This window comes from Leisingera sp. ANG-M7, from assembly GCF_000813965.1.
In the GTDB taxonomy this organism is placed as follows: domain Bacteria; phylum Pseudomonadota; class Alphaproteobacteria; order Rhodobacterales; family Rhodobacteraceae; genus Leisingera.
In genome coordinates this window covers 75601-90311 of the sequence record NZ_JWLI01000021.1, presented here as the reverse complement: position 1 = coordinate 90311, position 14711 = coordinate 75601, and the positions used below count along the sequence as shown (strand labels likewise).

Sequence of the window (14711 nt, the reverse complement as noted above, 5' to 3'; positions counted from 1 at the left end):
CTGCGGGGCGGGGCGGGTCACGACCTATTGATGGGTGGTGCCGGAATAGACGCACTTTACGGTGATGAGGGTGCGGACACCCTGGATGGCGGTCTTGGATCAGATACGTTGACTGGCGGAATGGATGCAGATGTTTTCGTCTTTGCCAGCTTCGATCACAGCCGGGCTGGCGACGGGCAGCGGGATGTGGTTACGGATTTCGACGGCACGCAGGACCTGATCGACCTGAGTTCCATCACTTCCGATGGTGCCTATATCACCGTGACGCTTGATGATGGCGAGTTTGAACTGACACCATCCAATGGAAGTTCACTCCCGGATATTTACATTTACATCGATGGTCATGATGACGGTTTGCTCATCTCTGCGTTTGACAGCAGTGAAGATCAGCTTGATTTTGAAATCCTGCTGCTTGGTGTCACAGAGCTGACGTCGGATCACATTATCGGGCTTTCCGGTGGTCCCTTGGGGATGTAGGGAGCGCTGTCTCTTATCGGGCCGGCTGGATCAGAGGCCCGCGGTTCAGAAAACCTTGCTCGTAGCGGGCGGAAAATTGAGGACACAATGAAAAGCAGGAAACCCAGGGCCGCCCGCCAAATGCCCCTGTTCGCCGCACTATTGCTGGCGCCGGGGCTGGCTGAAGCCGCTGCAGTCACAGGCAGGGCAGTGTTGCAGGAAAACGCCGCGTTGTACCTGCATAAGGCGCAGGTCCGGGGCACGCCTTCGCCTTCTCAGTTCGGGGGAGACTCCGGTAGCGAAGGCAGCAGTATCGGAGAAACGGGCGGTGATGCGGCGGAGGCGGATGGTGTGAGAAGCAGCAGCACTCCTTCCTCTGTTGGCCCGGCGTCTGTCACGAACTCCGTGACCAGCGCTGTGGTCGCTCAGATAAGTATCTCGTCGGCTGCCTGTGAAGCCGTCGGTTCGGTTTACAGAACAGACTGTTTGGCCAAGGAACTGCAAGCACTGGTAAAGAAATTGCCTGCGCAAGGCGAATATGCCGCTGCACGCGAGGCGCTGGCCACCGCCTCCGCTGAACTGGCCGGCCTGTCACGCCAGAACCGGGACAACAGCCAGCCTCGCTTGCGGATCACTGTTCAAGCAGACAGCGAGACCAAGCGCCGTCCGGTTTCGGCTGTTAAACCGGAGACCGTTGCTGAAACCAACGCCAAGGCGCTGGCCATTCTGGAAGACACCACAACCGTTCTGCTGCGTTCGGCAGAGGGCAACAACGATGTGGCGCTGCACTATCAGCGGATTGCCCAGGCGCTGAATTCCAGCAAGGTTCTGCTGCGCTCCTCGTGACGCGGCAGGCCGCCGCGCCCGGTCAGCCTGGCTGGGCCGGGCTGGCTGCGGCAAAGGCTGGATTGGTGGCGCAGGCCGCCTCCACCGCGCAGATCCGCGGAAGGTCGGAAAAATCAGCTTCCCAGCGGCGGGCGTTGTAAAGCTGCGGCATCAGGCAGATGTCGGCCAGCCCCGGAGCATCACCGGTGCAGTACGGCGTCTGGCTGAAGCCCTCCAGCAGGGTTTCGAACGCTTGCAGGCCGGGGCGGATGAAATGCTGCATCCAGGCCTTGGGCATATCCGCCTCGCCGCCGCTGAGGGCAGTGGCGTGTTTGGCGACCTGCAGGTTGCAGACCGGATGCACATCCACCGCGACGGAATGGGCCAGTGCCCGTGCCCTGGCGCGCTGGCCGGGGTCTGCGGGCAATAGGCCAAGGCTGCGGGTCTCATCCAGATAATCGAGGATCGCCAGCGACTGGGTCAGGCGCAGCCCGTCGATCTCCAGCACCGGCACGAACCCTTGCGGATTGCGGGCCAGATGTTCCGGGCTCTTGTGTTCGCCCTTGACCAGATCAACCGGGACCGAAGTGTAGTCGATCCCGGCTAGGTTCAGAGCGATGCGCAGCCGGTAGCTGGCCGATGAGCGCCAGTAATCATAAAGGATGGTGCTGCCCATCGGCGTCCTCCATTACGGTAAAGGCAGCCCGCCGGGCTGCCTTGGCGGCCTGGTCCAATCAGGCCTTGTTCAATTCCTTGGCGTGCAGCCATTCGGCATGTTTGGGTGCCTTCTTGGTCTTAGACCATTCCTCCAGCATTTCCCATTTTACCGAGTCGAGCTTTTGCAGCAGCGCCTCTTCTTCCGGGTCGGGGCATGCCAGCTCCACCCGGTGGCCGTTCGGGTCGAAGAAGTAGATCGAGTGGAAGATTGAGTGATCGGTAACACCCAGCACCTCGACGCCGTTGGCCTCCAGATGGTCCTTGAACTGGATCAGGGTTTCGCGGTCCTTCACCTTGAAGGCGATATGCTGCACCCAGACCGGCGTGTTGCGGTCTCGGTCCATCTCCGGCTTGGTCGGCAGCTCGAAGAAGGCCAGAACGTTGCCGTTGCCTGCATCCATGAAGATATGCATGTAGGGATCGGGTTCATGGGTCGAGGGAACATGGTCCTCGGCAATCGCCAGGACAAAGTCCATGTTCAGCATCTTGTTGTACCACTCCACCGTCTGCTTGGCGTCCTTGCAGCGGTATGCGACGTGGTGGATCTGTTCGATTTTCAAGCGGAGTCCTCCCCGGTTTTCAGCGCGGCAGCAGCCAGCGCCTGTTTCAGGATCGCGCGTTTCCCGATGTGATTTGCGAGCACCAGCACCAGACGCGCGTTCAGCGCATCGCTGTCGGCCTTGCTCAGGTCTTCATGCGCGGCCAGCAGATCGGCATAGAAATCGTCGGCGCGCTCGAGGTTGGCGGTCAGGATCAGTTGGTCTTCGATCATCTTGATCACTCCTTGCCGATGGCCCGGCGGATTGCGTGCCGGAACGGGTTTTCGTCAAAGCTGGGGCGGCGGGCGGCCACATGCTGGTCCGGGCGGATCAGGTAGACGCCGCTTTCGGCGCTGCCCAGGTAGCGGTCCTTCAGCGCCAGCGTCTTGTCATCCTTGATGGAGAGCGCCAGCCGGGTGACCTTGATGCCGGATTCCTCGATCTCATCGGGGGCATCGGCGTCAATGGTCAGCAGGGTGAACTTGTCGCCCAGCTCGTCCAGCAGGAACCCGTCGCCAAGCGGCACGTCGGGGCAGGAAGAGCCGGGGCGGGTGCGCTCCGGCCCGTTCAGCGCATCGGCTGAGTTCAGCGGCGAGCCGTCATAGGTGCATGGCACGGACAGGCGGCCGGAATTCACCAGCGGGCGTGCAAATTCGTACTGTTCGGACAGGTCCAGAACCGCATCGCGCAGCACCCGGCTCATCTCCGACTTGGGGGTGATGAAATCGGTGGAGCGGGAGGAGTTCAGGATGTTCTCATCCGCGCCGTGGATGCGTTCCACGTCATAACTGTCCAGCAGGCTTTCCGGCGCCTTGCCGTCCATCACCAGCTGCAGCTTCCAGCACAGGTTGTCGGTGTCCTGCAGGCCAGAGTTGGCACCGCGGGCGCCGAACGGGGAGACCTGGTGCGCGGCATCGCCCGCGAACAGAACCCGGCCATGGCGGAACTGCTCCATCCGGCGGCACTGGAAGGTGTAGATTGAGACCCACTCCAGCTCGAACTTCACATCTTCGCCCAGCATGGCCTGCAGACGCGGGATCACGTTCTCGGGGCGCTTCTCGCGCTCCTTGTCGATGTCCCAGCCCAGCTGCAGGTCGATCCGCCAGACGCCATCGGGCTGCTTGTGCAGGAGGGCCGACTGGCCCTTGTTGAAGGGCGGGTCAAACCAGAACCAGCGTTCGGTCGGGAAATCCGCCTCCATGATCACATCGGCGATCAGGAAGTTGTCCTCGAACACCCGGCCGACAAAATCCAGCCCCAGCATCTGCCGGGTGGGGGAGCCGGCGCCGTCGCAGGCGATCAGCCAGTCGGCTTCAAGGTTGTAGGGACCTTCGGGTGTGTCGACTTCCAGCGTCACATGGCTGGGATGGGTGCCGATGGCCGAGACTTTGTTGCGGCCGCGGATCTCAATCGGTGCGCCCTGTTCCTGCAGTTCGCGGACCCGGTTCACCAGGTATTCTTCAAAATAATACTGCTGCAGATTGATAAAGGCGGGGCGCTTGTGACCCTCTTCCGGCAGCAGGTTGAAGTCATAGACCTGGCGGTCGTCAAAGAACACCTTGCCGACGTTCCACTGCACGCCCTTGTCCACCATAGGCTGGCCGCAGCCGAGCCGGTCGAGGATTTCCAAGGGCCGCTTGGCAAAGCAGATCGCGCGGGAGCCGAAGCTCACCTTGTCGTTGTCATCCAGCACCACCACTTCGGTGCCGGCTTGCGCCAAGTCGATGGCGGCAGCCAGGCCGATGGGGCCTGCCCCGATCACCACTACCTTGCGGCGCACAGGTGCCGCGGCATCCTGATCCGCGTGGCGCGCGTAGGGGTACAACGGGACTTCAAAGATCTTGTTCATCAGGTCTCCTCCCAATTTCCGGGTGCCGTCAGGCACAGCTTCACCGTTTCCCGGCATGGGCACGCCGGGAGGATAGTTTAGCGTCTCACAGGTTCTTCCGGGGCGATACGATCTGGATCAAAGCGCCCCGGTTGCAAAATCAGCCCTGCAGGGCCTCCCACATTTCCAGATCGCGCTGGGCAGTCCAGATGCGGGGATGCGCAATGCCGCGCGCTTCGTCATAGGCGCGGGCGACGTTGAAGGGCAGGCAATGCTCGTAGATCGCGTAGTCGGCGAACTTCGGGTCGCATTCCGCGCGCACCGCATCCCAGGCTTCTTTCAGCGAACCGCCGCGTGCTGCGATGCGCTGAACCGGGCGGTAGGTGCTTTCGACAAAATCGCGGGTGTTTTCGATGGCGGCATTGACCATCTCTTTGCCGACCAGTGCATCGCCGCGGCCCGGCGCAATCGCGTCCACGTCATAGGCTTTGATGTTGTCGAGCGTCCGGCCCCAATCGGCAAAATGCCCGTCGCCGCAATAGCAGGCTGAGTGGTATTCGACGATGTCGCCAGTGAACATGACGTTCTGATCCGGCACATGGATCACCGCGTCGCCGGCAGTGTGGGCGCGGCCGATCTGTTTGATGTCGACCCGGCGGTTGCCGAGGAAGACAGTCATCTGATCGGTGAAGGTTGTGGTGGGGTAAGTGAGGCCCGGAATGCTTTCGTGGCCTTCAAACAGCCGCGGGAAACGCTGGAACTCGCTGTCCCAGTCCTCCTGCCCGCGCTCCAGCACCATGTTATAGGCGGCGTTGGACATGATCACCTGCTGCGCGCCGAATGCGCTGGCGCCCAGCACCCGCACAGCGTGGTAGTGGGTCAGAACCACATGGGTGATCGGCTTGTCAGTCACCGAACGCACGCATTCGATCACCTTGTTTGCCAGCCGCGGGGTGGCCTGCGCCTCGACGATCATCACGGAGTCATCGCCGATGATCACGCCGGAATTCGGGTCGCCTTCGGCGGTAAAGGCATAAAGCCCCTCGCCGATCTCATCAAAGGTGATTTTCTTTTCGGTCAGGTCCCCTTGGGACGCAAAAGCCTTTGCCATGGTGGTCTTCCTTATCTTGCGTAGGGGTCTTCAAGTGCGGGCAGGACGGTGCCGGTGCAGTCGCCGAACCCGATCGTATAGCCGTCGCCCTTGGCCGCGCCCTTCAGGGTCAGCGTGTCGCCGTCGGCGATAAAGGAACGCTCCTCGCCGGTGTCCAGCGTCAGCGGCTCCTTGCCGCCCCAGCTGAGTTCCAGCAGCGAGCCGCGGCTTTCCTTGGTGGGGCCGGAGATGGTGCCGGAGCCCAAGAGGTCGCCTGCATTCATCGGACTGCCCGACGTGGTGTGATGCGCCAGCTGCTGTGCGGCGGAGTAATACATTTCCTTGTAGTTGGTCCGCGCGATGGTTGTGGCCTCTTTGCCTTCCGGCGCCAGAGTCACTTCGAGGTCGATGTCATAGAGCATCGGGCCGCAGTCCTTCAGGTGGTCCAGCAGCTCCACTTCGCGTTCCGGTGTGTTGCAGCGGAACGGTTCCAGCGCCGGCTTGGTCACGATCCAGGGGGAGATCGTGTTGGCAGTGGCCTTGGCCTGGAACGGGCCAAGCGGCTGGTATTCCCAGGCCTGGATATCACGTGCCGACCAGTCGTTCAGCAGCACATATCCAAAGATGTTGTTATCCGCTTCCTGCACGGTGATCGGGCCGTCGGAGGGCGTGCCGACGATGGCGCCCATCTCCAGCTCAATGTCGAAGCGCGCACAGGGCGCCCAGCGGGGGGTATCGTCATTCGGGCCTTTCAGCTGGCCCCAGGGGCGACGCACATCGGTGCCGGATATCACGACCGAGGACGCGCGCCCGTTATAGCCGATCGGGATATGCAGCCAGTTCGGCGGCAGTGCGTTTTCAGGGCCGCGGAACATGGTGCCGACGTTGAAGGCGTGGTTTTTGCCCGCGTAGAAGTCGGTGTATTCGCTGACCGCAAAGGGCATGTGCAGCTCGGCATCCGCTGCGGCAATCAGCAGGGGCTCCACCTTCTCCTGCTCGGCAGCGCCCTCGGACAGGAGCGCTGTCAGACGATCGCGCAGCGCGGCCCAGACGGCCGGGCCTTCTTCCATCAGGTCGTTCCAGTAGGGAACGTCGAACAGTGGCGCATCGCCCAGCTGGACCAGCCCAGCCTCCTCGGCGGCCTGCATGTCTAGGATCATGTCGCCGATGGCCACGCCGCAGCGCGGGTCATCGCCCTCAACAGAAAACACACCATAAGGCAGGTTGTTCAGCGGGAACGGGTGGTTTGCATCATTGGCCGAGGCCACCCAAGATTTCAGCAGAGGCATAGTGTCTCCAGTTTCCGGATCCGCAGATCCTTTTCATCTTTCCGGAAGTACTCCGGGGGTGAATGGGCCGGACCGGCCCAGAGGGGGCAGCGTCCCCTCACCGTTTCATTTCAGGCCGGGCGTTCCGTCGAACTTCTTCTCGATGTCGCTCCAGCAGTCGATGTAGTCATCCTGCAGCGGCGCGTCCTTGGCTGCAAAGGCTGTCAGATGCTGCGGGAAGCGGGTCTCGAACATGAAGGACATGGTGTTGTCCAGCTTCTCGGGGCCGAGGTTGGAGTTCGACGCGCCCTCAAAGGCGTTCTTGTCCGGCCCGTGTGGCAGCATCATGTTGTGCAAGGACATGCCGCCCGGCACGAAGCCCTGCGGTTTGGCGTCATACTGGCCGTAGATGTTGCCCATCAGCTCCGACATGATGTTCTTGTGGTACCACGGCGGGCGGAAGGTGTTCTCGGCCACCATCCAGCGCTCGCGGAACAGCACAAAGTCGATATTTGCGGTGCCCGGCACGCCGGACGGCGCGGTCAGCACGGTAAAGATCGACGGGTCCGGGTGGTCGAACAGGATCGCGCCGACCGGGCAATAGGTGGTCAGGTCGTATTTGTAGGGCGCGTAGTTGCCGTGCCAGGCGACCACGTCCAGCGGCGAGTGGCCGATCTTGGTCTCGTGGAACTGGCCGCACCATTTGATGGTCACGGTCGAGGGCGCCTCGCGGTCCTCGAACGCTGCCACCGGCGCCTTGAAGTCGCGCGGGTTGGCCATGCAGTTTGCCCCGATCGGCCCGCGGCCCGGCAGCTCGAATTTCTGGCCGTAGTTTTCGCAGACAAAGCCGCGGCAAGGGCCTTCCAGCACCTCCACCCGGTAGACCAGCCCGCGGGGGATGATCGCGATCTCCTGCGGTGCCAGGTCGATGATGCCCAGCTCGGTCGCAAAGCGCAGCCGGCCCTCCTGCGGCACCACTAGCAGCTCGGAGTCGGCGGAGAAGAAGTAGCTGTCATCCATCGACTCGGTGACCAGATAGATATGGCTCGCCATGCCGACCTGGGTGTTCACGTCGCCCGCGGTGGTCATGGTGCGCATGCCGGTGAGCCAGGTGAGGCCTTCATCCGAATGCGGCACCGGGTCCCAGCGGTACTGGCCCAGAGAGATCACGTCCGGATCGACGCAGGGTGCAGACTTCCAATGCGGCAGGTCGATTTTTTCATAGCGGTGCGAATGCTTGACCGACGGGCGGATGCGGTAGCACCAGGTCCGCTCCGGCACATCCGCGGTAAAGGCGGTGCCGCTCAGCTGTTCGCCGTAAAGGCCATAGTTGCACTTTTGCGGGCTGTTCATGCCCTGCGGCAGCGCACCGGGCAGCGCCTCGGTTTCAAAGTCGTTCGCAAAGCCGGGCATATAGCCCTCGTGCGGCCCCTGAAGAGAGGGGGCCTGGATCATTTCATGTGGATCGGCTGGCCGATTCATCGCGCGTTTCTCCTCTTGCTGCTTGCGGGATATTAGTTGTTTTTGTAACTAACAAGGGAGAGGGGACGAAAATGAACGAAAAAGATGATTTCGCTTTGCAGGATTTCCTGCCCTACCTGCTGAACCGCGCCGCCGAGGAAAGCTCTCTGGGGTTCCAGAAACACTACAAGAACCGCTATGGAATGCTGCGAACTGAATGGCGGGTGCTGTTTCATCTGGGCAACTACGGCCAGATGACTGCCAAGGAGATCGGCAGCCGCGCCAAAATCCATAAGACCAAGATCAGCCGCGCGGTGGCCAAGCTGTCGGAGAAGCGGTTCGTGACCCGGACCCGCGATGAAAACGACCGGCGGGCCGAACATCTGGCGCTGACCCCGGCCGGTGAGGCGGCGTACAAGGACCTGCGCGAGCACGCGCTGGAGTTCGACACAAGGATCTGCGCCCGCTTCACCACCGGCGAGGTTGCAATTTTGCGGTATATGCTGCGCAATTTAGCAGGGATTGAACCATAGACATTGCAAGGCCTAGCCCCCAGATAAAGCAGCGGGATTGAAGGTGAAGCGATGATACAGATTGATGTCAATTCAGGGCCGCTGATTGCCTGGCTGATGGAGCAGGGCCTGCATGGGGCGCCGCAGCAGGATCTATTGCAGGGATATTGCCAGCGTCTGGTTGATGCAGGGGTGCCCTTGTGGCGGTTCCATTTGGCACAGCGGGCCTTTCATCCCAAGTTCGGCGGCATCGGCTTCAACTGGACCCGGGCCGACGGCATCAGCCACGAGCATTACGAATACCGCGAATCCCCGCGCGAGGAATGGCTTCGCAGCCCGTTCTTCCACATTCTGGAGCATAATCTGGAAGAGTTCCGCGAGCGGCTGGAAGATGGCGCGCCGGAACAGTTCCCCCTGCTGCCCGAACTACGGGAGCGCGGGGCGACCGACTACTTTGCCAAAGGCGTTCGCTTCTCGCCGCCCGATGACGAACCCAATGATCCGCGCCACCCGCGCGAAGGGATGCTGGTCTCCTGGGCCTCTGACCGGCCCGGCGGGTTTTCCGGCCGTGAGCTAGACCTGATCCGCACCACCCTGCCGCATCTCGGACTGGCGCTGAAGTCTTCCTCCAACCGGCAGATGGCCAGTGACCTGCTGCAGGTGTACTTGGGGCGCGATGCCGGGCGCCGGGTTTTGTCCGGGGAAATCCAGCGCGGCTCCTCGCAGCAGATCGACGCTGTGATCTGCCTGTTCGACCTCAAAGGGTTCACCCAGTTGGCCGAACGGCTGCCGGGGACTGAGCTGATCGAGATGCTGAACGGCTATTTCGGCCTGGCGGTGGAGACCATCCAGGCGCATGGCGGCAACATCCTCAAGTTCATGGGCGACGGCATGCTGACCATGTTCAATCTCGGCAGCATCGAGGAAGACGCCCACGCAGCGCTGGCCGCTGCCAATGAACTGTGCGGCAAGGTGCGCGCTTATAACACTGAACGGGAAGAGCAGGGCCTGCCGACTGCCGGCTTCACCCTGGCGTTGCATGCCGGGACCATTCTCTACGGCAATATCGGGGCCGAGAACCGTCTGGACTTTACCGTGATCGGTCAAGCGGTGAACCAGACCGCACGGATTGCCGGCATGCACCGCTCTGTCGGCCAGAACATCATCATGTCCGAAGATGTGAAAACCGCCGCCAGAGGCACCAATCATGATCTGGTGTCCCTGGGGCGCTACATGCTGCGTGGTGTGGCAGAGCCGATGGAGCTCTACACGATCTACCGTGGCAATTGCGGCTGCGACAGCTAAGCGGCCGCCCAGCCAGAGTCAGAGGCTGATCTCGACCCCGGGCAGGTTAACCTCTTTCATCATGTCGCGCAGCTCCTGGCGCGCGGCGATGTTGGAGATATTCAGCTGCTTCACGCCGATATCCTTTAGGTCCAGGAGCGTCAGGCCACGCGGGAACAGCTCGCGGAAAATCACCCTTTCGGAAAAACCCGGTGCAATGCGGAAGCCGATACGTTTGGACAGCATCTTGATGGCGCGCTCCATCTTTTCCTTGTTCACCATGCGCTGGGTGCCGACCCGGTTGCGGATCACGATCCAGTCGATCGGCTTCAGCCCGGCCTGCGCCCGCAGCTGGCGGGCGTTCCACACCATCTCGGAATAGACGGACGGTCCGGTGATGGTTTCACCCTTCTGATCCACATGCGCCAGCAGGTCGAAATCGACAAAGCTGTCATTGAGCGGCGTGATCAGCGTATCTGCCAGCGAATGTGCAACCTGGCTGAGGCGCGTATGTGAGCCAGGGCAATCTATCAGGATGAAATCATGGCCTGGCTCCAGTGCCGAGACCGCCGCCGAAAGGCGATGGTCATAGATGTTCTCGCCTGGCTGCAGGCTCGCCGGGTCAATCTCCGGCAGCTCGTGGATTTCTACCATAGGCAGATCCAGCCCTGCCTTGGCACAGAACTCCTTGCGGTTCTCCAAGTAGCGCCCCATGGAGCGCTGCCGCAGATCCAGATCCAGCGCCGCCACCTTGTGGCCCAGCCGGGCCAGGGTGGTTGCGACGTGCATGGAAACGGTCGATTTTCCCGCTCCACCCTTCTCGTTGCCGACGACAATGATATGCGCCATGTACAGGTCCCTTCGCTCGTGCTTTGTTGCACGTCTTTTGCTTTGAGACCCTGTATAGGCTCTGGATTCCGCCAAGAAAAGCCGCGCGGACAGTCTGGTAAACTTAGTGTATCACCTGTGTTTTGCAGGACCCGCCGGCTTGCGCTTGGGGTGGGCATCGCCGCCCTTGCCGCCTTTTGCAGTCAGCCCTGCCGCAGCGCGGGCCTTGTTCTTCTTGCTGTTGGGCTTGCCGACCGGCGGTTTGGGGCCTTTGGACTTGAACGGCTTGGCCGCCGACGCGCCGGGCCGGGTCATGCGCTTGGACGGATCCGATGCGCCTTTGGGCTTGGCGGTTACTGCAGGCTTGGGCTTGCTGGGGCGGACATCGCTGCGCGGCTCGCGGCGCTCTTCCCGGGCCGGTTTGTCCTTCCAATCCTTGCGCGGCGGACGGCTGTCCTCGGACCGCTCTGATTTGGCGCGGTTGGGCTTCTCCGCGCTGTCTTTGCCGCGGTAGGGTTTCGGGCCGTCTTCCTTGCCGCGGTGCGGCTTGGGCTTGCGGTCGCCCTTGAAGCCGCCTTTCGGCCCGCCGGGGCCGCGGCGCGGGGCAGGGGCCAGCTCCGGTGCTTCCGCCAGCTGGGTGAGCACTGCGCCCGGCTCCAGTTCGGTCTTGCCGTCCAGCGCCTTCAGGAAGCCCGCGACCGCGCCTTCGCTGATTTCGGCAAAGGTTTCATTGTCCTGCACCCGGATTGCGCCGATGGCATCGCGGTCGATATTGCCGGCCTTGCACAGCATTGGCAGCACCTTGCGCGGGTCGGCGCCGGCCTCGCGGCCGCCGGACAGAGAAAACCAGACTGAGGGGCCGAAGGCTTTGCGTTCCTTGCGCTCCTTGCGCGGCTCGGGCGTGTCTGCCGGGCGCAGGTCCTCGGGCGCTGAGTGGCGGCTGCGGAACAGGCGCAGATAGGTTGCGGCGATCTGTTCGGGCGTAAACGCGTCCAGCAGGGTCTGAACGCCAGCCTGCTCGTTTTCGGCAACCGGCTCCTGCCAGACCGGGTCGGCCAGCATGCGCTCTTCGTCGCGGGCCAGCACATCATCGGCAGAAGGGGCCTCGCAATGCTCAGCCGTCAGCTTGGCCCATTTCAGCAGGCGCAACGCCTTGGAGCGTGCCTTTGGCGGCGCGATCAGGGCGCTGACGCCCTTACGGCCCGCGCGGCCCGTCCGGCCGGACCGGTGCAGCAGGGTTTCGTGGTTCGAAGGCAGCTCCGCATGGACCACCAATTCCAGCCCCGGCAGGTCGATGCCGCGGGCCGCCACATCGGTGGCCACGCAAACCCGCGCGCGCCCGTCACGCATCGCTTGCAGCGCGTGGCTGCGTTCGGTCTGGGACAGCTCGCCGGACAGAGTCACCACCGGCAGGCCGCGGTTGGTCAGGCGGGCCGCCAGACGGTTCACGGCAGCGCGGGTGTTGGCAAAGACGATGGAGCTCGGCGCCTCATAGTAGCGCAGCACGTTGATGATGGCGTTTTCCGCGTCTGCTTGCGCCACGCTCATCAGGCGGTATTCGATATCCGCGTGCTGCTTGGTCTCACCCGCGGTCTTGATCCGCATCGCATCGCGCTGGAAGGTCTCGGCCAAGCTGGCGATTGCCGGCGGCACGGTCGCGGAGAACAACAGGGTGCGGCGGTCTTCGGGCGCTTCGCCCAGGATAAACTCCAGGTCCTCACGGAAGCCCAGGTCCAGCATCTCGTCGGCCTCGTCAAGCACCACACCGCGCACCTGGCTCAGGTCGATGGAGCCGCGCGCGATGTGATCGCGCAGGCGGCCCGGAGTGGCCGCCACGATATGGGCTCCGCGCTCCAGCGTGCGGCGCTCGTCGCGCATGTCCATGCCGCCTACGCAGGAGGCAATCCGTGCACCTGCGCCGCGGTAGAGCCAGCCCAGCTCGTGCTTAACCTGCAGCGCCAGTTCGCGGGTCGGGGCGATCACCAGTGCCAGCGGCGCCGCCGCCTCGCCAAACGCCTCATCGTCACCCAGCAGGTCCTGGGCCAAGGCCAGGCCAAAGCCAACAGTCTTGCCCGATCCGGTCTGTGCAGACACCAGCAGGTCGCGCCCTTCCACCTCGGGTTGGGTCACAGCCTCCTGCACTTGGGTCAGGGTTTCATATCCGCGTTCTTGCAGTGCGTTGGCCAGGGCTTGTTTCACGAGGGGGCTGTCTTTCCCGCAGGGCGCGCATCGGGCCCCAGCGTCAGGAGAAAAAGAAAGAAGGCTGCCCGTCCGGGGCAGCCTTCGGGAGTTCTGAAAAGTACGGCAGGCGGCTTAGAAGCCCAGGCCTTCGTATTTTTTCTTGAACTTGGACACGCGGCCGCCGGCGTCCAGCAGGCGCGACGTGCCGCCGGTCCATGCCGGGTGCACGGTCGGGTCGATGTCCAGGGCCAGCTGATCACCCTCGGCACCCCAGGTGGAGCGCATTTTGAGGATGGTGCCGTCGGTCATTTTGACGTCGATGAAGTGGTAATCGGGATGGGTGTCTTTTTTCATGATACCGCTCCTCAGGCTTTCTTGGGCTTGTAGTTCGCATCTTCTGCGATACGGGCCGACTTACCGCGGCGGGCGCGCAGGTAGTACAGCTTGGCGCGGCGGACGCGGCCGCGGCGCACCACTTCGATCGAGTCGATGTTGGTCGAGAACAGCGGGAACACACGCTCCACGCCTTCGCCGAACGAAATCTTGCGGACGGTGAACGAACCGGCAATGCCCGAGCCGTTTTTGCGGCTGATGCAAACGCCTTCGTACATCTGCACGCGCGAACGCGAGCCTTCGGTCACCTTGTAGCCGACACGGATGGTGTCACCGGCTTTGAAGTCGGGGATATCTTTCCCCAGGGCGGCGATCTGTTCCGCCTCCAGCTGTGCGATCAGGTCCATCGCAACTCTCCTAATTTGCCTGCGGTTCACTCCGCAGAGGTTTGTGCCGTCATGAGAGCTCCTGGTCTTCACCGGGTCCCGCCAAAGGCAGCCCGCCAGAGATCACGCCGTCTGTTCCTTGCTGCTGGCGGGCCGGATCCTGAAGGAAACCGAAGAAGATTTCCGGGACTGATCCAACAGCCAGCGGCCCGGGGCCGATTCCCGGCACCAGACGAGCGGCTTTTAGGCCTGCTGCGTCAATGTTTCAAGGGAATTCTGCGGCCATACTCCGGATCGCAATTGGTGACTTCGTTTTAATCGGCTGCGGGTCTGCGGTTGCCGTCCAAATACGTTGGTTCACGTTGCGGGAGGAAAACCCGGCCAAAGGGCATGCCTCGCCAGGGAGGGAAACAGCATGCCATTAAAAAGAGGAACATTTTCAATAGCGAACAACGCTATAAGGCGGAATTGATGAAGAACTGAAAGGGCCGGATGCCACACCAGGCGATTTCTGCTTGCGGGTGCAGGAAACCAGAAAGGCCAGCCTGTTCAGACAGACTGGCCCTTGCGGTGAAAGGTCTGGTGCGGATCAGGCCGTCTGATCGTCGATGGCTGCATCCGGCGCGTTCTTCTTGACGGACTCGATGCCGCCATCCCGGCCAGAGGCGCTGGCGTAGCTTTGCGAGGTGCCGATCACTTGGCCGTTTGTGGCTTTGAGGTTGAACATGTGCTTGCCGGCCGCGGTTTCCTTGCGCTCATAGCGCGCATCATCGCTTGCGTTCTTCTTTACCGACGCAATGCCGTTCTCAGCGCTGGCCTTCTGTTTGTAGCCTTCGCTGGCCAGAATGTTCTCGCCGTTGCCTGCCTTAAGGCGGAAGCGGAATTCGCCTGCGTTGTCAGTGTAGAGTTCAAATTTCCCAGCCACCCTGCTGTCTCCTGTCATTTAACTTATGCAGGAAGAGTAAAACACGGGTTCGCCATTGCGGCAACGGCTTGCATCGGG

General features: G+C 62.3%; 16 protein-coding genes. 4 read left to right on the top strand and 12 right to left on the bottom strand.

Annotated features, from left to right (window positions below):
• Both RA26_RS19975 and RA26_RS22800 read left to right on the top strand, forming a co-directional pair.
• On the top strand, positions 1-477 hold a 477-nt coding region (locus RA26_RS19975; protein ID WP_206540445.1), incomplete at its 5' end, for a M10 family metallopeptidase C-terminal domain-containing protein.
• A gap of 465 nt (positions 478-942) precedes the next feature.
• Positions 943-1302 carry a hypothetical protein gene (locus RA26_RS22800; protein ID WP_152612668.1) on the top strand — a complete coding sequence of 120 codons (360 nt, stop codon included), beginning with the start codon at positions 943-945 and terminating at the stop codon, positions 1300-1302.
• A gap of 22 nt (positions 1303-1324) precedes the next feature.
• On the opposite strand, the gene maiA is transcribed toward RA26_RS22800, so the two are convergent.
• From maiA to hmgA, 7 genes are all read right to left on the bottom strand, one after another.
• A complete protein-coding gene (gene maiA, locus RA26_RS19965; protein WP_039186848.1) occupies positions 1325-1957 on the bottom strand; it encodes a maleylacetoacetate isomerase in 633 nt (210 codons plus the stop codon).
• Positions 1958-2015: 58 nt separating this feature from the next.
• Positions 2016-2558 (bottom strand): VOC family protein, encoded by a 543-nt coding sequence (locus tag RA26_RS19960; RefSeq protein WP_039186847.1) that lies wholly within the window; start codon positions 2556-2558, stop codon positions 2016-2018.
• A complete protein-coding gene (locus tag RA26_RS19955; protein WP_039186862.1) occupies positions 2555-2770 on the bottom strand; it encodes a DUF2783 domain-containing protein in 216 nt (71 codons plus the stop codon). The genes RA26_RS19960 and RA26_RS19955 overlap by 4 nt, the downstream gene beginning before the upstream one ends.
• A gap of 5 nt (positions 2771-2775) precedes the next feature.
• Positions 2776-4386 carry an FAD-dependent oxidoreductase gene (locus RA26_RS19950; protein ID WP_039186845.1) on the bottom strand — a complete coding sequence of 537 codons (1611 nt, stop codon included), beginning with the start codon at positions 4384-4386 and terminating at the stop codon, positions 2776-2778.
• 139 nt (positions 4387-4525) lie between these two features.
• A complete protein-coding gene (locus RA26_RS19945; RefSeq protein WP_039186842.1) occupies positions 4526-5476 on the bottom strand; it encodes an MBL fold metallo-hydrolase in 951 nt (316 codons plus the stop codon).
• 11 nt (positions 5477-5487) lie between these two features.
• Positions 5488-6744 (bottom strand): fumarylacetoacetase, encoded by a 1257-nt coding sequence (fahA, locus tag RA26_RS19940; RefSeq protein WP_039186840.1) that lies wholly within the window; start codon positions 6742-6744, stop codon positions 5488-5490.
• Positions 6745-6849: 105 nt separating this feature from the next.
• A complete protein-coding gene (gene hmgA, locus RA26_RS19935) occupies positions 6850-8205 on the bottom strand; it encodes a homogentisate 1,2-dioxygenase (RefSeq protein ID WP_039186838.1) in 1356 nt (451 codons plus the stop codon).
• A gap of 71 nt (positions 8206-8276) precedes the next feature.
• On the opposite strand from hmgA, the gene RA26_RS19930 reads away from it, so the two are divergent.
• Both RA26_RS19930 and RA26_RS19925 read left to right on the top strand, forming a co-directional pair.
• Complete coding sequence (locus tag RA26_RS19930; protein WP_019296666.1) at positions 8277-8717, top strand: MarR family winged helix-turn-helix transcriptional regulator; 441 nt, start codon at positions 8277-8279, stop codon at positions 8715-8717.
• A 51-nt stretch (positions 8718-8768) separates the two neighbouring features.
• The gene (locus RA26_RS19925) at positions 8769-10001 is read left to right on the top strand and encodes an adenylate/guanylate cyclase domain-containing protein (protein WP_039186835.1); all 1233 of its coding nucleotides are present in this window, start codon (positions 8769-8771) and stop codon (positions 9999-10001) included.
• 18 nt (positions 10002-10019) lie between these two features.
• Here RA26_RS19925 and RA26_RS19920 read toward each other — a convergent pair whose 3' ends face one another.
• From RA26_RS19920 to RA26_RS19900, 5 genes are all read right to left on the bottom strand, one after another.
• Entirely contained in the window at positions 10020-10829 is an 810-nt protein-coding gene (locus tag RA26_RS19920) for a division plane positioning ATPase MipZ (RefSeq protein WP_039186833.1), read from the bottom strand.
• Between the two features lie 111 nt (positions 10830-10940).
• The gene (locus RA26_RS19915) at positions 10941-13007 is read right to left on the bottom strand and encodes a DEAD/DEAH box helicase (RefSeq protein ID WP_039186831.1); all 2067 of its coding nucleotides are present in this window, start codon (positions 13005-13007) and stop codon (positions 10941-10943) included.
• Positions 13008-13121: 114 nt separating this feature from the next.
• Complete coding sequence (gene rpmE, locus RA26_RS19910; protein ID WP_019296662.1) at positions 13122-13343, bottom strand: 50S ribosomal protein L31; 222 nt, start codon at positions 13341-13343, stop codon at positions 13122-13124.
• Positions 13344-13354: 11 nt separating this feature from the next.
• Positions 13355-13729, bottom strand: coding sequence for a 50S ribosomal protein L19 (gene rplS, locus RA26_RS19905; protein WP_039186829.1), 375 nt, complete (start codon positions 13727-13729; stop codon positions 13355-13357).
• Positions 13730-14297: 568 nt separating this feature from the next.
• The gene (locus RA26_RS19900) at positions 14298-14633 is read right to left on the bottom strand and encodes a YegP family protein (protein WP_039186828.1); all 336 of its coding nucleotides are present in this window, start codon (positions 14631-14633) and stop codon (positions 14298-14300) included.
• Between the last annotated feature and the right edge of the window lie 78 nt (positions 14634-14711).